General features: G+C 52.5%; 26 protein-coding genes and 2 tRNA genes. 11 read left to right on the forward strand and 17 right to left on the reverse strand.

Going from position 1 to position 25,411, the window contains the following annotated elements:
* Positions 1-52: 52 nt before the first annotated feature.
* Positions 53-571, reverse strand: coding sequence for a 3-hydroxyacyl-[acyl-carrier-protein] dehydratase FabA (fabA, locus tag LCD46_07375; protein ID UOY72128.1), 519 nt, complete (start codon positions 569-571; stop codon positions 53-55).
* Positions 572-639: 68 nt separating this feature from the next.
* Positions 640-2,400, reverse strand: coding sequence for a Lon protease family protein (locus LCD46_07380; GenBank protein UOY72129.1), 1,761 nt, complete (start codon positions 2,398-2,400; stop codon positions 640-642).
* A gap of 185 nt (positions 2,401-2,585) precedes the next feature.
* On the opposite strand from LCD46_07380, the gene matP reads away from it, so the two are divergent.
* Positions 2,586-3,038: a macrodomain Ter protein MatP gene (matP, locus tag LCD46_07385; protein ID UOY72130.1), complete on the forward strand. Its 453-nt coding sequence runs from the start codon at positions 2,586-2,588 to the stop codon at positions 3,036-3,038.
* 63 nt (positions 3,039-3,101) lie between these two features.
* On the opposite strand, the gene ompA is transcribed toward matP, so the two are convergent.
* Complete coding sequence (ompA, locus tag LCD46_07390) at positions 3,102-4,157, reverse strand: porin OmpA (GenBank protein ID UOY72131.1); 1,056 nt, start codon at positions 4,155-4,157, stop codon at positions 3,102-3,104.
* A 354-nt stretch (positions 4,158-4,511) separates the two neighbouring features.
* Positions 4,512-5,021: a cell division inhibitor SulA gene (gene sulA / locus LCD46_07395; GenBank protein UOY72908.1), complete on the reverse strand. Its 510-nt coding sequence runs from the start codon at positions 5,019-5,021 to the stop codon at positions 4,512-4,514.
* A gap of 216 nt (positions 5,022-5,237) precedes the next feature.
* Here sulA and LCD46_07400 point away from each other — a divergent pair, with 216 nt between their 5' ends.
* Positions 5,238-5,864, forward strand: coding sequence for a TfoX/Sxy family DNA transformation protein (locus LCD46_07400; GenBank protein ID UOY72132.1), 627 nt, complete (start codon positions 5,238-5,240; stop codon positions 5,862-5,864).
* Here the strand turns inward: LCD46_07400 and yccS are convergent.
* Together yccS and LCD46_07410 are read right to left on the reverse strand one after the other, a co-directional pair.
* Positions 5,821-7,983, reverse strand: a complete 2,163-nt coding sequence (yccS, locus tag LCD46_07405; GenBank protein UOY72133.1) for a TIGR01666 family membrane protein — start codon at positions 7,981-7,983, stop codon at positions 5,821-5,823. The genes LCD46_07400 and yccS overlap by 44 nt on opposite strands.
* Positions 7,984-8,002: 19 nt before the next feature.
* Positions 8,003-8,449, reverse strand: a complete 447-nt coding sequence (locus LCD46_07410; protein ID UOY72134.1) for a YccF domain-containing protein — start codon at positions 8,447-8,449, stop codon at positions 8,003-8,005.
* Positions 8,450-8,572: 123 nt separating this feature from the next.
* On the opposite strand from LCD46_07410, the gene helD reads away from it, so the two are divergent.
* On the forward strand, positions 8,573-10,627 hold the full coding sequence (gene helD / locus LCD46_07415; protein UOY72135.1) for a DNA helicase IV: 2,055 nt from the start codon (positions 8,573-8,575) through the stop codon (positions 10,625-10,627).
* A gap of 58 nt (positions 10,628-10,685) precedes the next feature.
* Here helD and mgsA read toward each other — a convergent pair whose 3' ends face one another.
* Positions 10,686-11,144, reverse strand: coding sequence for a methylglyoxal synthase (gene mgsA, locus LCD46_07420; GenBank protein ID UOY72136.1), 459 nt, complete (start codon positions 11,142-11,144; stop codon positions 10,686-10,688).
* An 80-nt stretch (positions 11,145-11,224) separates the two neighbouring features.
* On the reverse strand, positions 11,225-11,887 hold the full coding sequence (locus LCD46_07425) for a DUF2057 family protein (GenBank protein ID UOY72137.1): 663 nt from the start codon (positions 11,885-11,887) through the stop codon (positions 11,225-11,227).
* 173 nt (positions 11,888-12,060) lie between these two features.
* On the opposite strand from LCD46_07425, the gene LCD46_07430 reads away from it, so the two are divergent.
* Positions 12,061-12,474, forward strand: coding sequence for a CoA-binding protein (locus LCD46_07430; protein UOY72138.1), 414 nt, complete (start codon positions 12,061-12,063; stop codon positions 12,472-12,474).
* 36 nt (positions 12,475-12,510) lie between these two features.
* Here the strand turns inward: LCD46_07430 and hspQ are convergent, their stop codons facing one another.
* Together hspQ and rlmI are read right to left on the reverse strand one after the other, a co-directional pair.
* The gene (gene hspQ / locus LCD46_07435; protein ID UOY72139.1) at positions 12,511-12,828 is read right to left on the reverse strand and encodes a heat shock protein HspQ; all 318 of its coding nucleotides are present in this window, start codon (positions 12,826-12,828) and stop codon (positions 12,511-12,513) included.
* Between the two features lie 60 nt (positions 12,829-12,888).
* Complete coding sequence (gene rlmI / locus LCD46_07440; protein ID UOY72140.1) at positions 12,889-14,079, reverse strand: 23S rRNA (cytosine(1962)-C(5))-methyltransferase RlmI; 1,191 nt, start codon at positions 14,077-14,079, stop codon at positions 12,889-12,891.
* Between the two features lie 173 nt (positions 14,080-14,252).
* Between rlmI and LCD46_07445 the strand changes: the two genes are divergently transcribed.
* From LCD46_07445 to yccX, 3 genes are read left to right on the forward strand one after another with little or no spacing between them, the layout of a single operon-like run.
* Positions 14,253-14,810: a kinase inhibitor gene (locus LCD46_07445; GenBank protein UOY72141.1), complete on the forward strand. Its 558-nt coding sequence runs from the start codon at positions 14,253-14,255 to the stop codon at positions 14,808-14,810.
* A 10-nt stretch (positions 14,811-14,820) separates the two neighbouring features.
* Complete coding sequence (locus tag LCD46_07450; protein ID UOY72142.1) at positions 14,821-15,609, forward strand: AraC family transcriptional regulator; 789 nt, start codon at positions 14,821-14,823, stop codon at positions 15,607-15,609.
* Between the two features lie 11 nt (positions 15,610-15,620).
* Positions 15,621-15,902: an acylphosphatase gene (yccX, locus tag LCD46_07455; GenBank protein ID UOY72143.1), complete on the forward strand. Its 282-nt coding sequence runs from the start codon at positions 15,621-15,623 to the stop codon at positions 15,900-15,902.
* Here yccX and tusE read toward each other — a convergent pair.
* Both tusE and yccA read right to left on the reverse strand, forming a co-directional pair.
* Entirely contained in the window at positions 15,899-16,228 is a 330-nt protein-coding gene (tusE, locus tag LCD46_07460) for a sulfurtransferase TusE (protein ID UOY72144.1), read from the reverse strand. The genes yccX and tusE overlap by 4 nt on opposite strands.
* 87 nt (positions 16,229-16,315) lie before the next feature.
* A complete protein-coding gene (gene yccA / locus LCD46_07465; protein ID UOY72145.1) occupies positions 16,316-16,975 on the reverse strand; it encodes an FtsH protease modulator YccA in 660 nt (219 codons plus the stop codon).
* Between the two features lie 268 nt (positions 16,976-17,243).
* Between yccA and LCD46_07470 the strand changes: the two genes are divergently transcribed.
* The 3 genes from LCD46_07470 to LCD46_07480 all read left to right on the forward strand — a co-directional run bounded on the left by LCD46_07470 (position 17,244) and on the right by LCD46_07480 (position 19,638).
* A complete protein-coding gene (locus LCD46_07470) occupies positions 17,244-18,872 on the forward strand; it encodes an ABC transporter substrate-binding protein (protein UOY72146.1) in 1,629 nt (542 codons plus the stop codon).
* Between the two features lie 130 nt (positions 18,873-19,002).
* Positions 19,003-19,090, forward strand: a tRNA-Ser gene (locus LCD46_07475).
* A gap of 290 nt (positions 19,091-19,380) precedes the next feature.
* On the forward strand, positions 19,381-19,638 hold the full coding sequence (locus LCD46_07480) for a YjhX family toxin (GenBank protein ID UOY72147.1): 258 nt from the start codon (positions 19,381-19,383) through the stop codon (positions 19,636-19,638).
* A gap of 44 nt (positions 19,639-19,682) precedes the next feature.
* Here the strand turns inward: LCD46_07480 and LCD46_07485 are convergent, their stop codons facing one another.
* The 5 genes from LCD46_07485 to LCD46_07505 all read right to left on the reverse strand — a co-directional run bounded on the left by LCD46_07485 (position 19,683) and on the right by LCD46_07505 (position 24,818).
* Positions 19,683-20,519: an alpha/beta hydrolase gene (locus LCD46_07485; protein ID UOY72148.1), complete on the reverse strand. Its 837-nt coding sequence runs from the start codon at positions 20,517-20,519 to the stop codon at positions 19,683-19,685.
* Between the two features lie 249 nt (positions 20,520-20,768).
* A complete protein-coding gene (locus LCD46_07490; protein ID UOY72149.1) occupies positions 20,769-20,987 on the reverse strand; it encodes an acyl carrier protein in 219 nt (72 codons plus the stop codon).
* 17 nt (positions 20,988-21,004) lie between these two features.
* The gene (locus LCD46_07495) at positions 21,005-22,438 is read right to left on the reverse strand and encodes an AMP-binding protein (protein UOY72150.1); all 1,434 of its coding nucleotides are present in this window, start codon (positions 22,436-22,438) and stop codon (positions 21,005-21,007) included.
* Positions 22,435-23,553 carry a membrane-bound O-acyltransferase gene (locus LCD46_07500; protein UOY72909.1) on the reverse strand — a complete coding sequence of 373 codons (1,119 nt, stop codon included), beginning with the start codon at positions 23,551-23,553 and terminating at the stop codon, positions 22,435-22,437. The genes LCD46_07495 and LCD46_07500 overlap by 4 nt, the downstream gene beginning before the upstream one ends.
* Before the next feature lie 128 nt (positions 23,554-23,681).
* Positions 23,682-24,818, reverse strand: a complete 1,137-nt coding sequence (locus tag LCD46_07505; protein UOY72151.1) for a D-alanyl-lipoteichoic acid biosynthesis protein DltD — start codon at positions 24,816-24,818, stop codon at positions 23,682-23,684.
* 279 nt (positions 24,819-25,097) lie between these two features.
* Here LCD46_07505 and LCD46_07510 point away from each other — a divergent pair.
* Positions 25,098-25,185: transfer RNA gene (locus tag LCD46_07510), tRNA-Ser, on the forward strand.
* Positions 25,186-25,411: the final 226 nt, after the last annotated feature.

Consider the following 25,411-nt stretch of genomic DNA (forward strand, 5'->3'; position numbering starts at 1 on the left):
GAAACCTCCGCAATGCGGAGGTTTCGCCTTTTTGAGATTGCGAAAAGCAATATCAGAACGCGGAAGTGTCCTGGAACAGACCCACTTTCAGGTCGCTCGCGCTATAGATCAGGCGACCATCGACCAGCACTTCGCCATCCGCCAGGCCCATAATCAGGCGACGGTTAACAATGCGTTTGAAGTGAATACGATAGGTCACTTTCTTCGCAGTAGGCAGAACCTGACCGGTGAATTTCACTTCGCCAACACCCAGTGCGCGGCCTTTACCTTCGCCACCCAGCCAGCCCAGATAGAAGCCAACCAGCTGCCACATTGCATCCAGGCCCAGACAGCCAGGCATTACCGGATCGCCAATAAAGTGGCAACCGAAGAACCACAGATCCGGGTTGATATCGAGTTCTGCTTCTACGTAACCCTTATCGAAGTTGCCGCCGGTTTCGGTCATTTTCACGACACGGTCCATCATCAGCATGTTCGGGGCCGGTAACTGTGGGCCTTTCGCACCAAACAGTTCACCGCGACCAGAGGCAAGAAGATCTTCTTTTGTATAGGATTCGCGTTTATCTACCATGTTCTCAGTAAGCCTTATTTTAGTGAAGGACGCAGGATAGCTAACACGTGTACGCTGAACAAGTCCGATCAGTTCGAACCAAACCAGCCTAACCAGCGTAACGGCCATGGATAACGATGACGAGCATCCTGCTGTGTCGCCTGAGCAATACGCTCCTGAATAGTCTGCATCAGGTTGGTTTGCCCTTCGCCATCCCATATCAGGTTTGTCAGTAAGGGTAGTGCATCCTCAATCCCTTCGATGGCCCAGATGGCGAATTGCTCTTGCTCCACCGCATCCAGAATATCCTGACTGAGGCTCAAATGGCGTGCATTGGGAGCAGGAATAATCACACCCTGTTTGCCATTTAAACCGCGCTGCTGACAGATAGAGAAGAAGCCTTCAATTTTTTCATTGAGGCCTCCCACTGGCTGGGCACGACCGAATTGGTCCACCGAGCCGGTGATCGCGATGTTCTGATTGATGGGCACTTCGGCCAGGGCGCTGATTAGGGCGCACAGTTCTGCCATAGAGGCGCTATCACCATCGACTTCGCTGTAGGACTGCTCAAACGTCAGCGAGGCGGAGAAGGGGATCTGTTGCTCGAGCTGCAGCTCTGACATCAAAAACGCCTGCATGATCATCATGCCTTTCGCGTGAATGTTTCCGCCCAGCTCGGCTTTCCGTTCGATATCGGTGAACTCACCATCGCCAATATGGACAACGCAGCTGATACGGGACGGTTCGCCGATTGCGCGAGGATGGCCCGGAAATTCAATCACCGACAGGGCGTTAATCTGTCCGACGCGTTCGCCTTCTGTCTCGACCAGAATTTGTTCCAGCAGAATTTCATCCTGCATACGGTCAGCAAGATAGCCTTCTCGCCACTCACGCTGAGCCAGCATCTGTGTGAGCTGTTCTCCGGTGAACGCACCGTTACCGCTGATCACCCCCACTTCACGCAGCTGTTTGCCGATCCAGAGCGGACAGAGGGGCAGCGTTTCCTGGTCACCGGTATATCGCACCGCTTCGCGAATCAAGCCTGGCCACGCGTCAGCCGCAGGTGTTGGCAGCGAAAAGCGTTCAGCTACAGCCATTACCCACTGGCACCACTGCGCCATATCGTCGGCATCGGCAATCTGGATGTTGTCTTCGTACTCGCTGTAGACCGCCTGCTCAGCCAGTTCCGGTTCCATCTCCTGGAAGTCTGCCAGAGATTCGCGGTCACCCGTCAGCACGACGGTCAACGACAGAGGCATAGAGGGAACAGAGACAGGCAGAGGACGGGACTCATCGTAGCCGACCCAGTCAAAACGTTGCTGGTTCACAATCGTTTTCAGACGCATCCACAACAGCGGCTGCGAGAGTAGGGTACGCAGTGAGATGATAAGTACACCGCCATTTGCGCGATGTACCAACCCCGGTTGCAGCGAAAGTTCACCATTAAACTGGCGCAGACAACCAAAGAGTTGTTCCGCCTCGACCCAGTTAGCGGTAATCACTTCGCCTTTAGCGGCAAAACGGCCATCCGCCTGAACTGCCGGTTCGAAAGTGACATCATGTCCCGCGATACGATATTCGCCGCCAAAGAGGGCATTCGTTTCCGACTGCAACTGGCGCATGGCGTCCCCGACAAGCGTCAGGTACTCCGCTTCTTCCGGGGCTTTAAGCAACATGAAAGGCGCCGTTGCCCATGGGCTTAACACCTGCTCCAGCGCATAATGCAAACGTGGTTGCGTATCGCTAAGGATGAATTCGTGTTCTTTTGCGAGATCTGGCTGTGCAAACAGTTCCTGATAGCTCTCGGTATCCGGAACAAGGTCACGCCATGCAAGTTTCGTAATGGTCAAAGTTGATGTTTTTTAGTCAGATGTAAAAGCGTGGAGTATACCGTAAGCGAGGGGGACTACCCAAGCAGGATTGGGGATTTCGACAGGGGGATTGCCTGCATTCACTCACATATATGATTTCTTTTCAGCAGATTGCTAAAAAACTGATATTCTGAACAGAGTTACGTGGTAACACTGAGATCGCAATGAAATATCAACAACTGGAAAATCTCGAAAGCGGCTGGAAATGGAAGTACCTGGTCAAAAAGCACCGTGAAGGGGAGTTGATCACCTGCTACATCGAAGCCAGCGCTGCGCAAGAAGCCGTGGATATTTTGCTGACCCTCGAAAATGAACCGGTACAGGTTAACGGCTGGATTGAGAAGCACATCAATCCTGCGTTGTTGAACCGAATGAAGCAAACTATCCGCGCGCGACGCAAACGACATTTTAATGCGGAGCATCAACACACTCGCAAAAAATCAATCGACCTTGAGTTCGTGGTCTGGCAGCGCCTGGCGGGGCTGGCACAACGGCGTGGTAAAACGCTGTCGGAAACGATTGTGCAATTGATTGAGGATGCGGAGCATAAAGAGAAGTACGCCAACCAGATGTCGACGTTGAAGAACGACCTTCAGGCATTGTTGGGCAAAAAATAGACTTTTGTTTTCTTCAGATAATAAAAAACCCCGCATTGCGGGGTTTTTTTATAAGACGATAACTTATGCCGCTGGCTGAGTTACAACGTCTTTGATGCCTTTAACTTCGATCTCAACGCGACGATCTGGAGCCAGGCAGTCGATCAGTGCAGGGCGAGCTTTCACGTTGTCACAGGTGTTGCCAGTAACTGGGTTAGATTTGCCCATACCACGTGGGGAGATCTTGTTAGCTGGGATACCTTTAGAGATCAGGTAATCAACAACAGACTGAGCACGTTTCTCAGACAGTTTCTGGTTGTAAGCGTCAGAACCGATACGGTCGGTGAAGCCCAGAACCACTACAGAACCATCTTTAGGATCCAGGTTGCTCAGCTGAGAGTACAGCTGATCCAGTGCCTGCTGGCCTTCTGGTTTCAGAGTTGCTTTGTTGAAGTTGAACAGAACGTCAGACTTCAGAGTGAAGTGTTTGGTCTGTACTTCTGGAGCTGGAGCCGGCGCTGGAGCAACAACTGGTGCTGCTTCTTCCTGCTGGCCGAAACGGTAGGAAACACCTACGCTCAGCATGCCGTTGTCTGGACGAACACCAACGGTGCCAGCGTCGCCGATGTTGTTAACCCACTGATATTCCAGACGGGTAGCGATGTCACGGGTCATAGCCCACTCAACGCCACCAGCGAATACTGGGGAAACACCGGTGTCATGGTCGCTGCCAATCTGGTTGTTGCTGGAGTCAGCGCGCCATACCATGCCGCCCAGACGGGTGTACACGTCCAGATCGTCAGTTACTGGGTAACCCAGTTTAGCGGTCAGCTGAACGCCCTGTGCTTTGAAAGCGCCGTTTACGGTGTCGCCTTTGTATGGCATACGACCTAACCAGTCGTAACCCATTTCAAAACCAACATACGGGTTAACCTGATAGCCACCGAACGCACCTGCACCAAGCTGGCTCTCGTGAGTCGGGCCATCGTTGTTCAGTTTGCTGTTGTACCAGCCGGTGTCGTGGAACTGAGACCAACCCAGTTTACCACCTGCATACCAGGTATTATCTTTCGGAGCGGCCTGCGCTACGGTAGCGAAGCCAGCCAGTGCCACTGCAATCGCGATAGCTGTCTTTTTCATTTTTTGCGCCTCGTTATCATCCAAAATTCGCCATGAAAGTCTCTGGAGAGAATCACGGTTAAATCCTTCACCGGGGGGCGTGGTCAAATATAAATCTACCGATATCTTCGGCTTAGGCCGAGCACCCCTGGCGATGTAAAGTCTACAACGTAGCTGAAAACTTACAAGTGTGAAGTCCGTCAGGCATATGAAAAAAAAAGTTCCGTATACCTATTATTTAACATTTTTTGCGCGAATTTTGTGCAATAAAATTAAGGAGAACCGCACCAGACAAGCCTTGCCGCAATTTTGAGGCCGGGAACTAAAAGCACATCTTGTGGTCAAAAAAAATTCCAGGAAAAATCTTAATTTCACTCAATGATACAAATTTGAGTGAATTTTTAGCCCAGAAAGTTGTCCTCTGCGATAAGAATCTGGATGAACCGGGCGCATGATAAACCCGATCGCATTACCTTCTTCAGCCGCTTCAGTCAGACGAAAATGTTCCTCTTCCGTCAATTCTTCCGGTAACCATCCAATCACCACACTGTAATTTCCCGTGCGTAATGCGCGGATCATCGACTCAACGGTATCACACGGCGAGAGTTGATTAATTTGCATGACCTTTGCCAGCGGAAGGCCAGCGGACTGAACCCATTCCCGGCTCAGTTTTTGCTGTGGCGTCAGCCAAAGCTGCCAGCGGGACTGCTGTCCAAGCTGTTGTAATAACGGCAGCAGCAGCAGTTGAGTTAACAGAGGCTGGTCCTCACGATAAACCACTTCGCTAATAAGCCCTGTCGAAGCACTGCCGACGGTGCTCTGCGCAACGTTGCCAGCGGTAGAAGAGAGAAAGGTTGAGCGATTTGCATAGCCTGAAGTGTGCATATTCATTCCAGCCCTGTAGTTACTGTATGGATATACAGTAACCCCTGTATGCATAAAGATCAACCTCATTTTCGGAAAGCGACTCGCAAAATTCATTCAATATTGATGCCCCTTGAAAAATCATCTTGCCCAACAGCGATAAGTTGCCTATTTTCCTGCTAACGGATCCGCTAGTAAGAAACATCGTTGTTAATTTTTGATTTATAAGGAAATATCATGAAAAAGATATCTTATGAACGGATCTATAAATCCCAGGAATATCTGTCTCCGCTGGGGGACATTCAACATCGGGCACTGTTTGGAGGCTATACCCTGGCAGTGGATGATGCGGTCTTTGCCATGGTGTCAGAGGGAGAACTCTACCTCCGCGCCTGTGAGGAAAGTGCGAAATACTGTGTAAAGAATGCCGCCTCGTTTTTGACACTCATGAAACGGGGGCGTCCGGTGCTTCTGAACTATTATCGCGTGGATGACGGATTGTGGCAGGACAGAGAGCGGCTGCTTCAGCTCTCCTCGTTCGCACTGAGAGCGGCAAGAAAAGAACGCTCTCAGCGTCATCAACGAAATCGGCTTAAGGATCTCCCGAACCTGACGTTTCAGCTTGAAGTCTTGCTTTTTGAAGCGGGTATTACCGATGAAGAAACGCTTCGGACGCTGGGTGCGAAAGCGAGCTGGCTGAAGATGCGGGCAAAAAATAAAGCACTCAGTATTAAAGTGCTTTTCGCGCTGGAAGGTGCCATTGAGGGACTTCATGAAGCGGCACTCCCGGCGGGAATACGCCGGGAGCTGACGGAGTGGTTTAATGCGCTGCCTGAGCCACAGGAGAATCACTCCTCCAGGTAGCGATTTGCTGTTGCAGTCGGCAAATTTCTGGCAGCAGAGCGATAAGCAGACCAATTTGCTGAAGAACCAGTGGCGCTTTGCTGTCGTTTCCGGGATCCAGATGGGCAATACGTTGAGCCAGTTCATCCAGAGCCTGTTGAACACGGGGTTCATCCGCTGGCCGGTGATGAAGTGCGTCGTCGACATAACAGACTGCGTCATCCAGCAAGGCGAGGATACCCGGGTTGGTGAGTTTCTCACGGTGGGCACCCAGCGTAGAAATATAGCTGGTAAAGGTATGATTCAGACAGAGCAGGCGGAACGCTGTCTCACGAATCTCTGCGGTGGCACGAGGCTCTGTTGACATATTAGAGACAACCGAGGCTAGTTCAGCATCGCTGTTGTGCGCATCCCGGCGTGCGATCCGGTAAGCCAGACGGTTATCGCGGCCCTGATGGTATTGTTCAAGGATGGCATCAAGATACCGGCAGTTGGCATTCATAGCCCTGTCTAACACGCGTGGCAAATTACGGAAACGCCAGTCTGGCCAGATAAAGCTGACAGCCGCCCAGGCGATCGCACAGCCAATCAGGGTGTCAATCACGCGGGGCAGCGCGACTTCAAACCCTTCACCCAGCAGGTTAAAGCAGAGCAGAACCAGCAGCGTGATGAACATGGTGGCATGGGCGTACTGCACATTGCGAAAGGCGAAGAACAACACACCGGTGATCACGATCAGGATCAGTTGGCCTTCAATGGACGGCACGAAATAGAGGACCGGCAGCCCAATGGCGACGCCGACCAGCGTGCCGAGAATACGCAGCGCAAGGCGGTGCCGGGTGGCATTGTAGTTCGGCTGGCAAACGAACAGGCTGGTCAGCAGGATCCAGTAGCCATGTTGCAACCCGGTTATCTGGATAAAGGCATAACCGACGCACAATACCAGCGACATTCTCACCGCGTGACGGAAGAGAGCCGACTCTGGGGTAAAGTTTCGGCTCAGCCGCAGCCACATATCGCTAAAGCTGTGGACGCTGTCATCCGCAAGCTGATTTTCCGCATCACTCCCGGGTAGCGCCATCGCCTGTTCTGACTCAATGGTCGCCAGTTGAGCATCTATCGCCCGCAGGTTATTCAGCAGATATCCCAGCGCTTTAATATGTTCCGGTGACGTCCCGCTGGCCTGAACGCGGTCAATTGCCGCATCAAGATGGCTAAACACACGTTCAAAACGGGGGTCATGTTGATAAGGCGTGCGCAGCAGAATAGAGCGTGCGAGCTGCTGGCATGCCTGGGACTGCATGGACAGCAGACGCTGGAAGCGGAACATCACGTCGCTGTACCGAAACTTTTCTCGCAGGGCGGCATACTGAACATGCGAGGAGCTGGCACGCTCATGTATATCCTGGGCGGCAAAGTAGTAGTGTAAGGTTCTTCGCGTCCCACGCTGGCCGCGATCGCCGCGCAGACGGGTAAGCAGTGACGCTTTGGTCTGGTTAAGGGTGGCAACCAGTTGGCCGTTTGCCAGAGCCAGATCGTAGAGCGGGGCCTGGCTTTCTTCCTCGATATCCGGGTCGAAAAGCCGGGATTTTAGCTCCAGATAGTGAGCTAACTGTTCATAGCTGCGGGCAAGGTTATCCTGCAGAGGGCGTACCGGGAAGATCAGATGACCGGTTAGCGTTAGCAGGTTATACCAGATGGCACCCAGCAACAGCAGAACCGGCTGCTGGTACCACTGGTCGTACAGGGAAACGCCCAGCATGGTGTAAATGGCGATCAGCAATGCACCAAACGCGATGGTGGCATAGCGCTGCCCAAGGCCGCCCAGCAAAATAAAGCCACTGGTTGAGAGCGTAAGACCCAGGGCAAACAGCCAGGGCCACGGAAAGAGCAACTCAACGGAAGCGGACGCAATAAAAAAACAGACCAGCGTAATCACCAGGTTACGCAAACGTCCGGCCAGACGATCGTCCAGATCCGCCAGCGCCCCCGCAACCACCCCCAGCGTGAGCGGAATGGTGAGCTTGACATCATTCAACCACCACGGCAGAGCTACCGTGCCGCAAAGCGCGATAAAAATCCTGACGTTATAAAGCCAGGTGCTGTTCCAGGTATAACGGCGAAGCAGTGGGCTTAGCATAAGCGCGGCCAGTCCTTATTTACTGAAAACGACGACGAGCGTTTGCTTCACGTGCTGCCTGAGCCACTTCAACCGGAACAACCCTGCGCCCGACGGGCCAAAGGGCGATCGCGGCGATTTTAAAGTTCGCGATCCCGACCGGAATACCAATAATCGTGATGCACTGGGCAATACCCGCAAAAATATGCATGATGCACAGCCACCAGCCGAAGAATATCAGCCACAGAATGTTGAGCAGGGTGCCGCCCGTATTCATCAACGCGTTTTTGCTCTCGGGATTCAGCTCGTCAACGTGGATGGCTTCATTTCCATACGGGATGAAGGATAGTTTGGTGATTTCCCAGCATGAGCGGGTCAGAGGGAGTGTGAAAATCAGGACGATGCTCACCAGCGTGGCAAAAAGCCAGGAAAGGGTGGTGGCAAAACCCCCCAGTACAAAATTCAACACATTCAGAACGGTACGCATAAATCCTCACTTCCTTTCGATAAAATTAACGCCTAATGATTGTAACGTTTTTTTAGGCTGGAGCACCTTAAAACTGGCAGTTAAACTGTCAGGTAAATTATCTCTTTGTGGATTTGGCGGGACATGGAACTGAAAGCAACTTCATTAGGCAAACGCCTGGCGCAACACCCCTATGACAGGGTTGTTCTCCTCAATGCCGGGGTGAAAGTCTCCGGAGAACGCCATGAATACCTTATTCCGTTTAATCAACTTCTGGCTATCCACTGCAAACGTGGGCTGGTGTGGGGGGAACTGGAGTTCGTTCTGCCTGACGATAAAGTCGTGCGTCTTCACGGCACCGAGTGGGTGGAGACCCAGCGTTTCCATCATCATCTGAACGCGCTCTGGCAGCAGTGGAGCCAGGACATGAGCGTGATTGCCGCCCAGGTACTGCAGCAGGTGCTGGATGATATTGCGCAAAGCAACGCGCAGCAAACATGGCTTACCCGCCAGCAGACCGCCGGGTTACAGCAAAAAATCAGGCAGGCGCTCTCCGCGCTGCCGGTATCCGTGACGCGTCTCGATGAGTTCGACAATTGCCGCGATGCCTGGCGTCAGTGCCAGGCCTGGCTGAATGATAAGGATAAAAGCCGGCTCGCCCATAATCAGGCCTGGACGGACGCCATGCTCACCCAATACGCCGACTTTTTCAGTACGGTGGAGTCTTCTCCGCTCAACCCGGCCCAGGCGCGCGCGGTGGTTAATGGTGAGCAGTCCTTGCTGGTGCTCGCAGGGGCCGGGAGCGGTAAAACATCGGTGCTGGTGGCGCGCGCGGGCTGGCTGCTGACAACCGGGGAAGCCGTCGCTGAACAAATTCTGCTTCTGGCTTTTGGCCGCAAAGCTGCCGAGGAGATGGACGAGCGTATCCAGGAGCGCCTGCACACCCGGGATATTACGGCCAGAACCTTCCATGCTCTGGCGTTGTACATCATTCAGCAGGGCAGCAAAAAAGTGCCTGCAGTGAGTAAACTCGAAAACGACACGCAGGCGCGTCAGGCTTTGTTTATCAAAACATGGCGCCAGCAGTGCAGTGAGAAAAAGGCGCAGGCGAAAGGATGGCGTCAGTGGCTGGAGGAAGAACTCAACTGGGAGGTGCCTGAGGGCAGTTTCTGGCAGGATGAAAAACTGGCGCGTCGACTGGGCTCGAGACTTGACCGCTGGGTAAGCCTGATGCGAATGCACGGCGGATCGCAGGCTGAAATGATTGAAAGTGCGCCGGAGGAGATCCGCGATCTGTTTTCAAAGCGGGTTAAACTGATGGCTCCGATGCTAAAAGCCTGGAAAACTGCTCTGAAGGCGGAAAATGCTGTCGATTTCTCTGGCCTTATCCATCAGGCCATTATCCTTCTTCAGAAGGGGCGCTTTGTCAGCCCGTGGAAACATATTCTGGTGGATGAATTCCAGGATATCTCACCGCAACGCGCAGCATTGCTTTCGGCGTTACGGGCGCAAAATAAACATACCTCTCTGTTTGCCGTAGGGGATGACTGGCAAGCCATCTACCGCTTTAGCGGCGCGCAGCTTTCGCTAACCACCGCGTTTCATCACTATTTTGGCGAAGGCGATCGTAGCGATCTGGATACCACCTACCGCTTCAATTCCCGTATTGGTGAAATCGCCAATCGCTTTATCCAGCAGAACCCGCATCAGCTGGCCAAGCCGCTTAATAGCCTGCGGCCAGGAGATAAAAAAGCGGTCACCCTGCTGGCGGATGACCAACTTGAACCGCTACTGGACAAGCTCAGCGGCTATGCGAAGCCCGATGAACGTATTCTGGTGCTGGCCCGCTACCATCATCTGAAACCCGCAGCGCTGGAGAAAGCGGCCACGCGCTGGCCGAAACTGCAGCTTGAATTTATGACGATCCACGCCAGTAAAGGCCAGCAGGCCGACTATGTGATTGTTATAGGGCTGAAAGACGGTAGCGACGGTTTTCCGGCTCCGGCTCGTGAGTCAGTCATGGAGCAGGCTTTACTGCCGATGCCGGAAGATTTTCCGGATGCCGAAGAGCGGCGTTTGCTGTATGTGGCCATCACCCGCGCGCGTCACCGCGTGTGGCTGCTGTTCAATAAAGAAGAGCCGTCGGTGTTTGTTGATATTCTGAAGAATATTGATGTGCCGGTGGTGCGCAAGCCGTAACGTCGCCAGGCTTGTTTTTGTGAGCCGGGTAAGGCGTAGCCGCCACCCGGCTTAAAATTTACTTTAATCTTTCAGACAGATAACGCTGATAGTCCGGAATAAGGATATCAACCGGCGAGTTAAACTGCGGCGATTCGATGATAAAATCCGCCGTTGAAAGGTTAGTCGCCACTGGAATATTCCAGACGGTGGCAAGGCGCAGCAGTGCCTTCACGTCCGGGTCATGCGGAACCGCATTCAGCGGATCCCAGAAGAAAATCAGCACATCAATTTTCCCCTCAGAAATCTGGGCACCTACCTGCTGATCGCCACCCATCGGGCCGCTCAGCATGGCATTGACCTCAAGACCCGTTTCGCGCTGGATCAGGTTACCGGTTGTACCGGTCGCCGAGAGGGTGTGCTTTTCCAGCAAAGACTGATGGCGGCGAACCCAGTTAAGCAGCATTTGTTTACAGTGGTCGTGCGCAACCAGCGCAATGTGTTTGCGTTCAGGTAGCGTGCGTGTTGTCAGTTCCATAATCGTATCCATCAGGTTAACTGGCTACACGATGACGGGAACTGTCTGACGCTGCAAGAGAAAGGCGAAAAAAATGTGGCTTATGATGAAGGTTGTTGCTTCGCCCATTGTAAAAAGCGGGCTCGCGTATCCGGATCGGCCTGCTGGAACCAGAATTTAAGGCGTTGTTCCGTCAGGGTTTGGGACTGAGGAGGAATGACATCCAGTTCAGATACACCGGATAACAGCGTACTGTCGTCTGCCATCATAGTGGCAAACTGGGGAAGCGATGCGCGTTTACCTGCTTTGTTATAGGTCTGGGTTGCGGCCTCATAATCCGGCCCTTTAGGGGATGTTGTCAACGCCAGAATATCAAGCTTCACCGGAATGGGCATCGCATCGCCATCCAGCAGCTCAACGCGTGGCGAGGTGTCAAAGGCCGCAGACTCTTTCTCCGTTTCAAGGCGGGGCAGGGTGATGTTCACCTGACTGATTTGACGGGTATTAAAACTGACGATCAGCGGCGGGGAGATGTACATCCGTTGTTCATGATTAGCAAGGCCGATCGACTTTTCTACCCGGAAGACCAGCTGATGAGGCCCGTTATCTAGCTCGATGCTGTCTGCGCCGCGTAATAATGAGCTGGAGACTTTTTTTCCGTCCAGAACCAGCAGATCAATGTCGGTAGAGAGCCGGAGCGTGGTCGCAAAGACGCAAACCGGCATCACTAATGCAATCACAGCAGTGGCAATTCCGGTTTTCATAGAAGGCTCCTGTCAGAAATACTGATGTTGCATTAATGTATCTAAATCTTTCGAAAATCATCTTTACTAACATATAGACATATTTCACGGTTTTGCCCTCATACATCTGTATGGGATGGATGGTTGAGATGTGCGCTTTGGCGTACACTTTGAAAAAAACCAGGAGACAAACCATGAGAGAGAACGATATTGCCGAGATTTTGACCTCCACGCGCACCATTGCGCTGGTGGGCGCGAGCGATAAACCGGATCGTCCAAGCTATCGGGTCATGAAATACCTTCTCGATCAGGGTTATCACGTTATCCCGGTGTCACCGAAGGTGGCCGGTAAAAGCTTACTGGGCCAGCAAGGATACGCCACCCTAAACGACGTACCTGAGAAAGTGGATATGGTTGATGTTTTCCGCAATTCTGAGGCGGCGTGGGAAGTGGCGCAAGAGGCCATCGCTATCGGCGCGAAAACGCTGTGGATGCAGTTAGGGGTTATTAACGAGCAGGCTGCTGTGCTGGCTCGCGAGGCTGGTTTGAACGTGGTGATGGACTGCTGCCCGGCGATTGAAATCCCCCGTCTGGGGCTGGCGAAGTAATAAAAAAAAGCCCGATAATCGGGCTTTCTTACACGCTTAGTTCCGCAGGCGTGGAGCCTGTAACTGTTTGCGGATAGTCTGAGCAAGTTCATCCATCGTGGGTTGCTCCGGATGTTCTTCCTGTAGTTCGCTACTCAGCTGCGCTTCAGCAAGATAGGTGTGAACGGGTTGTCCATCGTCACCTTCCATCACCACATGATACCAGGGCGCAGCGCGAAGCTCGGCGTTTACCGCCAGCTCGTCTGCAGACGGTTCATCAAGAGAATACTCCGGGTCGATATCCACGACCACACCCAAATACCCTAGCAAAGTGTGGCGGACCTGCTGGCCGATACCGAATTTGCTGGCAATCATAGTCACCTCCCGGGAAATACGACTTACACGTTATGTGCGGGCAATATTTCTCTTTTCAAGTTACATGACGCGACAGGCAAACCCTTTCAGATAGAGCCCTTCCGGGTAGGTAGCAATCACCGGGTGATCGGCTGCCTGACGGAACTGCTCTATAAATTGTACATCACGGCCAGCATCTATTGCGGCATCGGCGATGATTTTCTGAAATAAATCTGTGGTCATCAAGCCAGAGCAGGAGAACGTAAGCAGCACGCCGCCCGGGTTCAGCAGCTGAATGGCCAGCATGTTGATATCTTTATACCCGCGGCATGCGCCCATCAGCTGGCTTTTGTTTTCCACAAACTTAGGGGGGTCCATGACGATAACGTCGAATTTCTCGCCCTGATCGCGATACTTACGCAGCAGTTTGAAGACATCATCGCGAATAAATTCAGCTTTGCTCACATCCAGCTTGTTCAGCTCAACGTTCTGCTTTGCCACGTCCAGCGCTTCCTGCGAAGTGTCCACGCTCACCACCTGAGCACAGCCACCCATCAGCGCTGAAACGGCAAAACCACCGGTATAGGAGAAGCAGTTCAGCACGCGTTTATTGGCAACGTACTGACGCGTCGCCAGACGGCTGTCGCGCTGGTCGAGGTAGTAACCCGTTTTGTGGCCGCCCTGAATATCCACCAGCAGCTTCATGCCGTGCTCTTCAATCGGCAGCAGGGCAGGCGGCAGCTCGCCTGTCACTGGACCCTGGGTCAGCTCCATGCCCTCTTTTTTGCGCACCGCCACATCGCTGCGGTCGTAAATGGCGCATTCCGGGAACAGCGTTTGCAGCGCGCTAATCAACGCCGCACGTTGATATTCAGCACCAGCACTCAGAAGTTGTAGCACCAGGAAGTGACCAAAGCGGTCAATGGTGACGCCCGGCAGGCCGTCGGACTCACCGGCAATCAGGCGGTAGCTGTCCAGTCCGTCGCGTTTTGCCAGCCAGTCGCGCCACTGCTGCGCCTGCTGCAGACGGCGAACGAAGAAGTCGATGTCGATGGTTTCATCTTTATCGAAGGTCCAGACGCGGGCACGGATCTGGGACGCAGGCGAGTAAGCACCTCGCGCTAACCATTTCCCCTGATGGTCAACGATATCAATGGTTTCACCGAGGCTGGCTTTACCTTCCATACGGGCAACCGCGCCGGAAAAGACCCAGGGATGACGGCGCAGTAATGACTTCTCGCGCCCTTTGGCTAACACTAAACGTACGCTCATAATTTGCTGTTCTGTCGATTTCAGGAAATGGCGCGTAGAGTAGCACATTCAGCAAGGCGCAATCATCTGCGGATACCGTTGAGCGTTTCGGCACAAAATCAAATCGCTTAAGCACATTACGGCATTGTCGCATGCTTTACCTTAGGGCTTCCGGTTCAGCAAAGGAAACCCCCATGAAAAAGCGCAGTGCAATCGCAATAACCGCTCTGGCGGCAATGAGTTTTCAGGTTTTAGCAGCAACGCCTTTCCGCATTACCAGCCAGGATATCTCTGGCGAACGCCGGTTGGCGCAACAGCAGGTGTTTGAGGGATTTGGCTGCCACGGTGGAAATAGCTCTCCACAGCTGGCATGGAAAAATCCGCCCGCCGCGACGAAAAGCTTTGCCGTCACGGTATATGATCCGGATGCGCCCACCGGTAGCGGCTGGTGGCACTGGACCGTAGCCAATATCCCGGCGAAGACAATGACGCTGCCCGCTGATGCCGGTAACCCGAACGGCGAGAAATTACCTGCCGGCGTTGTGCAGGGACGTAATGATTTCGGCTATTCTGGTTTCGGCGGTGCATGTCCACCCGCAGGGGATAAGCCTCATCGCTATCAGATTACCGTCTGGGCCCTGGACGTGGATAAACTGCCCGTCGACAAAAATGCCAGCGGCGCGCTGGTCGGCTTTATGATCAATAGTCACGTGCTGGCAAAGGCTGAGTTAACAGCGACCTACAGTAGATAAGGATGGCGGAGTGCAGGAGTTCCATTTTCGACATAAACATCTCACGGCGGGTGAAGTGAGTGCCAGCAAAATGCATCGCCTGCATCAGGTCAAACTCTTTTTTCCGGCTATTTGTCATATTACGCACGGCAGTAAGGTAATTGTTCAGGATGACAACCGGCTGGTGGCGACACGGGATGAGCTCATCATTATCCCTGCTAATACGGTGATGGAGATTATCAATCAGCCCGCGAACGGCATGTTTCGATCGGACTTGCTGATGTTGTCTCCGGAGATCGTTGCCGAGTTTAAAGCGCATTATCTGAAATCCTGGCCGCGCACGACGCTACATTCGCTCTGTGCCCCACTGAGCGAGGGGCTGGCGTTTATGTGGGATAACCTGCTGCATGCCGTGCGTCAGGATTTACCAGAGGCGCTACAAAAGCATCAGGCCTTTGGTCTTTTACTTGCCTTGCTGCATGATGGCGTGGCAGGTCCGCTGCTTATTGAGCGAAATATTAACCTGACCGAACAGGTGCGGCAGTTCATTATGCTGTCGCCCGCCAGAGCCTGGACCGCGCAGGACATCGCCAGCCGTCTGGCCTTGAGCGTGCCGACGCTTCGCAGACGGTTACGTGAAGAGTCGCAGAGCTTTCGCCAGATTGTGGAGGAGGTGAGGATGGCCGTTGCGCTGTCACAGTTACAGTCAACCCGATTACCGATTGGCGAAATCGCATTACAATGTGGGTATCTTTCCAGTTCTCGTTTCACCGCCCGTTTCCGGCAACACTATGGCTGTTTACCGAAAACGCTACGTTAAGGAGAAGCAAAATGGCAAAAGTCTGCACCATCGCCTGGGTTCACGGTGTCGTTCAGGGCGTCGGCTTCCGCTACAGCACCCAGCGCGAAGCGATTGAGCTTGGGCTAACGGGATACGCGCGAAACATGGATGACGGCAGCGTTGAGGTGGTGGCCTGCGGCGAAGCGGAGCAGGTCGATAAGCTGGTGGCGTGGCTGAAAGCGGGCGGTCCGCGCAGCGCGCGGGTTGATAAGGTGTTAACAGAACCGCATCAACCCGGTCGGGAATACGTTAATTTCGGTATTCGCTACTAAATACACTTCACCGGTTTTGGCAGGCCGGCAATTTTGGTGGCCTGCTTTGCCGGGCCTTTAGGGAACAGGCGATAGAGATAGCGGCTGTTGCCTTTCTCTTCGCCGAACTTATTGGCCATGGCTTTGACCAGCATGCGGATAGCCGGAGAGGTGTTGAATTCAAGATAGAACTCGCGGACAAAACGCACCACTTCCCAGTGTTCGGGGGAGAGGGTGATGGCTTCTTTCTCTGCAATCACTTCCGCCAGCGCTTCGCTCCACTGGCTGCTCTCTTTCAGATAACCGTCGTTATCGGTCTCAATCTCTTTGCCTTCAAAACTCAGCATAATCATTCACACGTCAGTCAAAAACCGCAACAGTGTACCAAAAAACAAAGCCCCGCATAAGCGGGGCCAGGTTCACAGCGCTGTGGCTTAATCGCGGCTGGCGAAGCCCAGGATGCTCAGCAGGCTGACGAAGATGTTGTACAGCGACACATACAGGCTCACGGTAGCGCGGATGTAGTTTGTCTCACCGCCGCGAATGATGTTGCTGGTTTCAAACAGGATCGCGCCTGAAGAAATCAGAATAAACACGGCGCTAATCGCCAGATGCAGGGCCGGCAGCTGCAGGAAGATGTTTGCCACCATACCCACCAGCACCACCACGACACCCGCCATCAGCATGCCGCCGAGGAAGGACATGTCCTTACGGGTGGTCAGCACGTAGGCTGAGCAGCAGAAGAACACCAGCGCGGTACCGCCCAGCGCCATGCCGATAAGGTCACCCATTCCGGCAGACAGATACGCGTTCAGCATCGGCCCCAGGATGTAGCCCAGGAAGCCGGTGAAGGCAAACGCGGACAGAATACCGACGGGTTTGTCAGCGGTTTTGTAGGTCAGGAACATCAGACCATACATGCCCACCAGCGTCAGGATCAGCCCCGGAGACGGCAGCATCAGCACGGTGCTGGCGGTTGCAGTGATCGCTGAAAACGCCAGCGTCAGGCTAAGCATGAAATAGGTATTGCGCAGCACCTTGTGGGTACTGAGTAGCGATGTGCGGTCGCGTGAGGAAGTAATTATACGATCCATGAGTCACTCTCTTATGACAGATGTAATTAACGGAAAGAATAGGAAACGGCGCGCCACTCTCAAAGTGGTTTTACCCATCTTTACTCAGTACGTTAGCGCTTGAGGTGGTTATTTCATCTGCAGAAGTCCGTTTCACCAGTATGAACAGCGGTTTGCAAGTATTTATCAGATCAACCTCTTATAGGTTACTGAAAAATATTGCGTTATTACCATTAGAACGCTAAGAGTTATCTCCGGATCGTCATAAACAGACAATAAGGCGAAGGACATGAAACCACAAACACGCACTCACTTTACGCTCTCTTTGCTAACCGCCGGGATTCTGTGCGCCAGCACGGCATCCTGGGCGGCTAACGTGCCAGCAGGAACCCAACTGGCAGAGAAACAGGAACTGGTCAGGAATAATGGCAGTGAACCGGCTTCGCTCGACCCGCATAAAGTCGAAAGCGATGTCGAATTCAATATTATCAGTGATTTATTCGAAGGACTGGTAAGCGTCTCCCCGACAGGCGAAGTCCAGCCCCGACTGGCGGAAAAATGGGAGAACAAGGACAATACCGTCTGGACGTTCCATTTGCGCCCGGGCATCACCTGGAGCGACGGCACGGCCATTACCGCAGATGATGTGGTCTGGAGCTGGCAGCGCCTGATCGACCCGAAAACCGCTTCACCGTATGCCAGTTACCCGGGGAACATGCATATCGCTAACGCGGCCGATATCGCCCAGGGAAAAAAAGCGCCGGATACGCTGGGCGTAAAAGCAATCAATGACACGACGCTGGAGGTGACGCTCACGCAGCCAAACGCGGCTTTCCTCGCGATGCTGGCGCACCCGTCGCTGGTGCCAGTGGATAAAGTGCTGATTGGTCAGTTCGGCGACAAGTGGACCAAACCGGAGCATTTCGTCAGCAGCGGGGCGTATAAGCTGTCGCAGTGGGTGGTCAATGAACGCATCGTGGCGGAGCGCAACCCGCGCTACTGGGATAACGCACACACTGTCATCAACAAAGTAACCTATCTGCCCATCACGTCTGAGGCCTCGGATGTAAACCGCTATAAAGCGGGCGAAATTGATATTGTATATACGGTGCCGATCAACCAGTTCGCTCAGCTCAAGAAAACCCTGGGCACTCAACTGGATGTCTCTCCGCAGTTGGCGACCTATTACTATGAATTCAATACCACCCGGCCGCCGTTCAACGACGCACGCGTGCGTAAGGCGCTGAACATGGCGCTGGATAAAGACATTATTGCCGGGAAAGTATTAGGGCAGGGGCAGCGCCCGGCGTGGCTCATCAGCCAGCCCGATATTGGCGGTGTTAAGCTACAGAATCCGGATTACGCCAGTTGGCCGCTGGACAAGCGCATCGCTGAGGCGAAAAAGCTGCTGAACGAGGCCGGGTATAACGCCAGCCATCCGCTGAGCTTCAACCTGCTCTACAACACCTCTGAATCGCACCAGCGCATCGCCATTGCGGCCAGCTCCATGTGGAAGAAAAATCTCGGCGTGGACGCGAAGCTGCAAAATCAGGAGTGGAAAACCATGCTGGATACCATGCACACCCACAACTTTGATGCGGTGCGCTACGCGTGGATTGCCGATTACGACGATGCGGCGACGTTCCTGAACAACTTCCGTACCGGTGACAGCGAAAACACCAGTCAGTACAGCAACCCGGAATACGATCAGGCCCTGGTTAACGCTGCAAAAGCCAAAACCACGGCTGAGCGCGGCAAATTCTACCAGCAGGCGGAAGATTTACTGGGACGCGATGTGCCGGCTATTCCGGTTTATCACTACGTCCGTACGCACCTGGTGAAACCCTGGGTAGGGGGATTTACGCCGGATAAGCTGGGGTACTATTTCACTAAAGACATGTACATCAAAAAACATTAAGCCAGTGCTGATAAAATCGTCGATGTGTCGTCAGTTCAACCGATTAAACACATTTTGACTATTTTTACAGCGAACGAATGGCTGTACTCTTTACAGCACACGGTGAGGTGTTTATAGTTCGCCTCACTTAGGAAGTGTGGCCGAGCGGTTGAAGGCACCGGTCTTGAAAACCGGCGACCCGAAAGGGTTCCAGAGTTCGAATCTCTGCGCTTCCGCCAGATATAAACCCCAGGTTACTCGTTGACCTGGGGTTTTTCTTTTTGATTGAACGATCCTGCTCACACTTTTAAAACCTCGTTATTTCCCGGTAAAAACCAGACGTTATCATTCATCTCGTAAATATTTTTTCATCTCTTACCGAGGCTTTGATGCTGGAGAATGTGTTCATCAGATAATCAGTTTCCCGCCCTTCTCAGGACGGACTGATTATCGCTGCGCTTAAACCTTACGCACGCACCTGTGGGTGTGGGCTCGTTTTTACGCATGATGATTACACAGGTTTTCCAGTATGAATTTATCCCGTCAGGAACAACGTACCTTACACGTTCTCGCCAAAGGTGGACGTATTGTGCACGTCCGCGACAGTTCAGGCCGCGTTACTTCCGTTGAGTGCTATACCCGTGAAGGACTGGTGCTGAGCGACTGCACGCTTAACGTCTTTAAAAAACTTCGCACTAAAAAGCTGATCCGTTCCGTGAACGGGCAGCCTTACCGCATCAATACCACCGGGCTGAACAACGTCCGGGCCGAGTTGGATAATCGCTAAGCGAAATAAACAACGCCACCTTTGGGGGGCGTTGAACGTGACGTTTAAGAGCGAATAAAGGCCAGAATATCAGCGTTGATGGTGTCCGCATGGGTGGTATGCATCCCGTGCGGGAAGCCCGGATAAATTTTCAGCACGCTGTTCGCCAGCAGCTTGTCCTGCAGAAGGGCTGCATTTTTATAGGGCACGACCTGATCGTCGTCGCCCTGCATCACCAGAACGGGGACCGTGATGGTTTTTAAATCTTCCGTCTGGTCGGTCTCAGAAAACGCCTTAATTCCCTCATAGTGGGCCCTGGCGCTTCCGATCATTCCCTGACGCCACCAGTTCTGGATCGTACCCTGCGAAACGTCTGCCCCGTCCCGATTAAAACCGTAGAAAGGACCGCTGGCGACGTCGAGGTAAAACTGAGCGCGGTTAGCCGCCAGCGCTTTGCGGAAGCCGTCGAAAACCTCGATGGGCGTTCCGCCGGGGTTCGTCTCCGTTTTTACCATCAGAGGTGGCACGGCGCTGACGAGTACCGCTTTGGCGACGCGGCCCTGCGGTTGACCGTACCGGGCGACATAGCGGGCGACCTGGCCGCCGCCGGTGGAGTGACCGACGTGCACGGCATTGTGCAGATCCAGGCTTTCAACCACGGCTGACGCATCTGCCGCATAATGATCCATATCGTGACCTTCACTCACCTGGTCCGAACGCCCATGACCACGACGATCGATAGCGATAACGCGATAGCCTTCTGCAAGGAAGAAGAGCATCTGGTTATCCCAGTCATCGGCACTCAACGGCCAGCCGTGGTGGAAAACAATGGGTTGAGCCTCTTTTGGGCCCCAGTCTTTGTAGTAAATGTTGACGCCGTCTTTCGTGGTTACGAATGCCATACAGCAGACTCCTCTGTTATAGACAACACGATCGCATGCCGAGTGCAAAGCGAATCATAATGTCTTAATTAAGTTGGCTTTTTATGTTTTCCGTACCGACAGTACTCCTAAAGTGTAGGAGAAAATAAAAGCAGTAGGTTTCATTTCTGTGAAAGGCATTCATTTTGCCTGGAGGCCAGAGGAGGGAGCGAATGATGGCCCTGGAGCAACCCTCCAGAGCCTTCAGAACAACGTTAACGTCAGGGGCGTTTAGCGGTTTTCTTCAATATAGCGGGCCAGATCCGCCGGGGTTTTCAGCACCGTTGCGACGTCTGTTGGAGGGATCATACAGCCGTAAACGTCCTGCACTTCCAGTACCATGTCGACCGCCAGAATGGAGTCGAGAATGTCGGATTCAATCAGTTCATCGTGAAAGCCCACCTTGCGGGATAACACTTTTTCGAACAGGGCGAGAATTTCTTGTTCCATAATTTTTCCTGGAGTTATTAATTTGTGCGGGCGTAAGCGTCCAGCAACTTGCGGTCAATTTTGCCGTTAGGATTCAGCGGCAAAGCGTCTTTTACGATAATTTGTGAAGGCACCATATAGGGTGGAACTACCTTCGACAGCGAGGTTTTGATCGCCTCCGGCGCCATATCCGTCACGCAGAATGCGGCAATGCGCAGCACGCTGCCGCAGGATTTCATCAGCGGCAGTACCACGGCTTCGTTGATGCCGGACATAGCCAGCAGGCGGTTTTCAATCTCGTTGATTTCAATACGGTAGCCATTCAGCTTGACCTGGCTATCGTTGCGGCCCTGGCAATAGATGAGCCCATCTTCATAGCCCAGATCGCCTGTCCGGTAACCGCGGAACATTTCACTCTCCCGACGCAATAATTTTGCTGCGTTCTCCTGAGGGAGACCGAGGTAGCCGCGCATGACGTTTTTACCCCAGATAATCAGCTCGCCCTCGGCGGAAATTTCCATTCTGCTGTCGGGCATTATGACCCCAACCGGCAGCACGGCTCTGTCGCTGTTGAGGATCTCATCCGTTATCTCGACCACGGTTGTCGCGATGGTCGCTTCCGTTGGGCCATAGGAGTTAATGATTTTGGCCTGCGGGAAACGGCGGCGTAACTGTTTAACCAGCGCTTTATTTAACACTTCACCAATAAAGATAAAGACGTTCAGTGCAGGCAAATATTCGCTGTTGAACTGCGGTGAAAGCAGCTGCTGGTATGCAAAAGAGGGGGTGGAAACCCAGGCTGAAACGGCGTTGATTTTCAGTCGCTCCAGCCAGTTCTCTTTCTGAATATCGTCTTTGGCATTCAGCACGATATGTCCGCCCATTGCCAGATTTGCCAGCAAAGGGATCAGGGAGAGATCAAAGCTGAACACCGCGTGGTTCATCAGGACCGGTTTTTCCGGCAGTGAAAAGTCCTGGCTGACCCACTTCATGAAGTGCCACACGCTTTCACGCCCAATCTGCACCCCTTTAGGCTTGCCGGTGCTGCCTGAGGTAAACATGATATAGGCCAGATCCTGCTCCTCCAGAACCTTGCCCGCCTCGCCGGTGGCAATGAACTGCTTTGTTGCCACGTCATAGTAGTAAGGGGCACTGGCCAGATGGCAGATCTCACGCAGTCGTTCCTGCGGATAAATACAGTCCACCGGGATGTACGGAATGTTGTGCAGCAGGCAGCTATAAATAGCCACCGCGAACTCAGCCTGCTGATGACCGTACAGTACCACCGGTGTGCCGTCGCCAGGCTGGCAGCGTCGATAACGCTGCGCCCAGTCCGCCACGGCGGAGGAAAGTTGCAACCAGCTTAAGGCTTCGTCGCTGCCGGTGATGGCCAGCTGCTGCGGAGAGGCAGGATCGAACAATGCTGCACGTAAGAAATCCTGCAGTTCCTGAAGATCAGAGTGATTTTTCATAGAGGTGACATTCCACTAAAGATGTAAAGGGAGCCCGCGGCGCTTCCCAGCGTCAGAATTCGCCCCAAAAACGCAACAGCCGGATACTGCAAGCCGCGGTTCAATGCCGGGCTGCGTTTGGCTGACCACAGCAGCATGTTATGAGCAACAGAAATTGCGCCAAACAGCGCGCCGCTAATGACGTAATGGCGTTCCAGGCCATTCCATGCCCCCATACAGAACAGGGTGCAAAAAATACCGATATTTTGCGCCAGCGTTTTGTTCTGGCGGAAAAAATTGACCTTCATCAGGTTCATATAGACGGGCATAAAGACCACATCACGCAGCCATTCAGACAGGCTGATGTGGAAGCGACGCCAGAAATCCTGCGGGTTTTTCGCAAGAAGCGGCATATTGAAGTTTGCCGGAATATTCAGCCCGAACAGGCGGCCTGCGCCGATGGCCATATTGCTGTAACCTGCAAAATCAAAGTAGAGGTAGGCGCTATAGGCAATCGACATCACCACGCCCACGGTCAGCGTAAATGGCTTATGGCTCCAGGGCTGCACGACAAGCGAATCGATCAGCATGGCAAACAGGAACTTCTGGATAATGCCGGTAATGATTTGCTCTAACGCGACTAAAAACTGTTCACGGTTAAGTGCAAACACGGGCTTGCTGACATCATTCATCCATGTCCGCCAGCGGTACATAGGGCCAGCCAGGATAATAAAAGGCATAAAGAGATAGCAGAAATAATGCAGGAAATTCTGGCCTTCTTTTTTACTGCGATAGAGCAATACATCAATTGCGCGGAACGTCATAAAAGAGAGGCCAATCATGCCCCAGTGATTATTTAAGTGTAATTTCACCAGGAACAACGGCAATAATGTTAAAACGACCGCCTGCCACGTTTTTAACCATCCTTTGGCTTTTAACGTGGCGAAAACGTAAAAACTGAAAAAAACGGCTACGGGAACAAGGTAATCACCCTGAAAAATATAGCCCCAACCTAATGCTGTCAGTATGGAGAATGCTGATAACCAGGTCAGACGATGGCGTAATACGCGGTTAACCGCCGCAAACACCAGGGCGGATGAAAACAAATAGACAAAAAACATTCCTGAGCTATACATCATTCGGCCTCAGAACTTTTGATATTCAAAATGCAGCTGCATGCTCATGCTGTCATCAACAGAGGTCCATGCGACAACGGTGATTGCCAACAGGAGATAAAGGAAAAAAAGACGGATCGCGATTTTCATCATTTAAAACTCTGTGCAATAAAGCGAATCATAGGAACCCAGGCCAGTTCGGAAGGGTGCAAACGATCCCAGTTCCAGCCATTCTGATAAGGCATGGCGTACATATCTAAATAAGGGATCTGGTTCTTTTCCAGAATGGTTTTAATTTGCTTATCAACCGGGCGGAAGGTATCGGTATTGTAAAGTGCCCAGGGATTAACCGGGTCGACGATAGCAATCACCTGCACGTGACGTTCTTTCAGCAGCTGAACGGTTTTACTGAACGCGGCGATTTGCGCAGGCACGACCGGCGTGTCATCCCACTGTTGCGGTTTACCGTCCTCTTCGTAAATCGTTTTGTCCATCCACAGCGTGGCCGCGCTCTGCTGGCGTTTTTTATTTAACTCGCGCGCGTTCGCCAGTTCTTTATCCCAGTCTGGGGCGATGTGGGTGGTTGGCTGCTGCGGCCAGGGCTGTACCGTCTGGGGCGTGATGTTGAGCAGCGCCAGCCAGTCGTTTTTTATCAGGGTGCAGACGTTCGCAAACTGGAAGCTCAGCTCGTCCCACATCAGATCGGGGTGCCAGCCAAAGACACGCATTTGGCCAAAGGTTAAATGGCTTATGTCTTTACTATCAATATGCTTTAAATAATTAACCAGCAGCGGTCGCGCCTGCGGATCTTTCATCAGCGGATTAAAAATAGAACCGGGGAAATTATCGGCATAGATAGCAGGAGGCAGACCTTTTGAGTAAAAACTGTCAGGCGCCAGAAGCATAACAACTTTACTGTTTGCGTTAAGGCTATTTTTAAAACGTGAGAACAGTAAGAATTGCGTTTCGTCATCGACAAACGCATCGCCATACGCCACGACGGGCTTGTGCAATTGCTTATTAAAGTAATTATATACAGCGTAATGTTCATCTTCAGAGGTGGCGACCTCTGATGCACCGATGAAGAAAATAGCATTCCCTTCTAAGGCATGGGAAATGGTGGCTATTTTTTCCGCTTGTTCTTTAGGTGTGCCCGCCATTGATTTAATCAGTGGCTGAAAGGCGAGGGGCGGATCGAAGCTTGTCACCAACGGGTGAACACACAGGAACAAAATGGCCAGTGTCGCCATCAGGATGTGTAAGCAAAGCGTATTTTTGATTTTCATCATCAACCAGTAAGATTACATGACAGTAATTTTTTGAAGTCTGTTGTCATTTCGATTTATAACAATTACACAACAAAAGGCCGTCTGTTTATGTGGCATTCTATACCAGAGCGATTTAAACGGATGAGCGTTGCTGTGTTACGGTATGTACAAGGGCGCAGAGACTGATGTGAGGTAAGCACCTGGGTGACTTTTTGCGCAGTTAAACGCCTGCGGGTAAAAATAGAAAAATTCCTGCTTTACAAGGCGCTAATAGATGTTTATAGTGCGCCTCACTTTGGAAGCGTGGCCGAGCGGTTGAAGGCACCGGTCTTGAAAACCGGCGACCCGAAAGGGTTCTAGAGTTCGAATCTCTACGCTTCCGCCAAATTCGAAACCCAGGTCGTTATGCGACCTGGGTTTTTTGTTTTAGCCGGTTTCAGCATGCGATTCAGTCATGCTGATGTGGCGCTGGAACGGTGTTCTTCCATACACAGTGTGTATCAGCTGCAGGGCGCGCAGCGTGTTGTCAACAGGACAAAAAACCTGCTCAATTTTTAGCATAATGTTTTGTTTTATATTTTTTTAACGTCCAGACCTGGCTATTACTATTT

Origin of the sequence: Enterobacter ludwigii, from assembly GCA_023023105.1 — a bacterium.
GTDB classification, from domain to species: Bacteria; Pseudomonadota; Gammaproteobacteria; order Enterobacterales; family Enterobacteriaceae; genus Enterobacter; species Enterobacter adelaidei.

Excerpts from the sequence above, each read along its gene's own strand:
- fabA (UOY72128.1), bottom strand. The coding sequence starts at position 571 with ATGGTAGATAAACGCGAATCCTATACAAAAGAAGATCTTCTTGCCTCT.
- matP (UOY72130.1), top strand. The coding sequence starts at position 2,586 with ATGAAATATCAACAACTGGAAAATCTCGAAAGCGGCTGGAAATGGAAG.
- ompA (UOY72131.1), bottom strand. The coding sequence starts at position 4,157 with ATGAAAAAGACAGCTATCGCGATTGCAGTGGCACTGGCTGGCTTCGCT.
- sulA (UOY72908.1), bottom strand. The coding sequence starts at position 5,021 with ATGCACACTTCAGGCTATGCAAATCGCTCAACCTTTCTCTCTTCTACC.
- LCD46_07400 (UOY72132.1), top strand. The coding sequence starts at position 5,238 with ATGAAAAAGATATCTTATGAACGGATCTATAAATCCCAGGAATATCTG.
- yccS (UOY72133.1), bottom strand. The coding sequence starts at position 7,983 with ATGCTAAGCCCACTGCTTCGCCGTTATACCTGGAACAGCACCTGGCTT.
- LCD46_07410 (UOY72134.1), bottom strand. The coding sequence starts at position 8,449 with ATGCGTACCGTTCTGAATGTGTTGAATTTTGTACTGGGGGGTTTTGCC.
- helD (UOY72135.1), top strand. The coding sequence starts at position 8,573 with ATGGAACTGAAAGCAACTTCATTAGGCAAACGCCTGGCGCAACACCCC.
- mgsA (UOY72136.1), bottom strand. The coding sequence starts at position 11,144 with ATGGAACTGACAACACGCACGCTACCTGAACGCAAACACATTGCGCTG.
- LCD46_07425 (UOY72137.1), bottom strand. The coding sequence starts at position 11,887 with ATGAAAACCGGAATTGCCACTGCTGTGATTGCATTAGTGATGCCGGTT.
- LCD46_07430 (UOY72138.1), top strand. The coding sequence starts at position 12,061 with ATGAGAGAGAACGATATTGCCGAGATTTTGACCTCCACGCGCACCATT.
- hspQ (UOY72139.1), bottom strand. The coding sequence starts at position 12,828 with ATGATTGCCAGCAAATTCGGTATCGGCCAGCAGGTCCGCCACACTTTG.
- rlmI (UOY72140.1), bottom strand. The coding sequence starts at position 14,079 with ATGAGCGTACGTTTAGTGTTAGCCAAAGGGCGCGAGAAGTCATTACTG.
- LCD46_07445 (UOY72141.1), top strand. The coding sequence starts at position 14,253 with ATGAAAAAGCGCAGTGCAATCGCAATAACCGCTCTGGCGGCAATGAGT.
- yccX (UOY72143.1), top strand. The coding sequence starts at position 15,621 with ATGGCAAAAGTCTGCACCATCGCCTGGGTTCACGGTGTCGTTCAGGGC.
- tusE (UOY72144.1), bottom strand. The coding sequence starts at position 16,228 with ATGCTGAGTTTTGAAGGCAAAGAGATTGAGACCGATAACGACGGTTAT.
- yccA (UOY72145.1), bottom strand. The coding sequence starts at position 16,975 with ATGGATCGTATAATTACTTCCTCACGCGACCGCACATCGCTACTCAGT.
- LCD46_07470 (UOY72146.1), top strand. The coding sequence starts at position 17,244 with ATGAAACCACAAACACGCACTCACTTTACGCTCTCTTTGCTAACCGCC.
- LCD46_07480 (UOY72147.1), top strand. The coding sequence starts at position 19,381 with ATGAATTTATCCCGTCAGGAACAACGTACCTTACACGTTCTCGCCAAA.
- LCD46_07485 (UOY72148.1), bottom strand. The coding sequence starts at position 20,519 with ATGGCATTCGTAACCACGAAAGACGGCGTCAACATTTACTACAAAGAC.
- LCD46_07490 (UOY72149.1), bottom strand. The coding sequence starts at position 20,987 with ATGGAACAAGAAATTCTCGCCCTGTTCGAAAAAGTGTTATCCCGCAAG.
- LCD46_07495 (UOY72150.1), bottom strand. The coding sequence starts at position 22,438 with ATGAAAAATCACTCTGATCTTCAGGAACTGCAGGATTTCTTACGTGCA.
- LCD46_07500 (UOY72909.1), bottom strand. The coding sequence starts at position 23,553 with ATGTATAGCTCAGGAATGTTTTTTGTCTATTTGTTTTCATCCGCCCTG.
- LCD46_07505 (UOY72151.1), bottom strand. The coding sequence starts at position 24,818 with ATGAAAATCAAAAATACGCTTTGCTTACACATCCTGATGGCGACACTG.